Below are 279 nucleotides of genomic sequence, written 5' to 3'. Positions count from 1 at the left end.
ATACTTGTGCGATGGTGATATCTGCTGCCATGGCCATAATTGGACCAAAGTTACGTGCAGATTTACGGTACACCAAGTTCCCCCAGCGATCACCCTTATGCGCTTTAATTAACGCAAAGTCAGCTTTGATTGGATTTTCTAAAACGTAGTCTGTACCTTCATAATTCATGGTTGGTTTGCCTTCAGCAAGCAAAGTACCAAAACCTGTTGGTGTGTAGATTGGACCTAAGCCCATACCCGCCGCTTGAATACGGCAAGCCAAGTTGCCTTGCGGTACAA

1 protein-coding gene is annotated in these 279 nt (G+C 45.5%); it reads right to left on the bottom strand.

Annotated elements, in window-relative coordinates; all coding sequences use genetic code 11:
* The coding region (locus tag AC1M83_RS14240) for a 3-oxoacid CoA-transferase subunit A (protein ID WP_481590951.1) at positions 1 to 279 on the bottom strand (279 nt) is incomplete at both ends.

Source organism: Acinetobacter sp. 25-47-130 (assembly GCF_056779705.1).
This window is presented reverse-complemented; position numbering and strand designations above follow the sequence as displayed.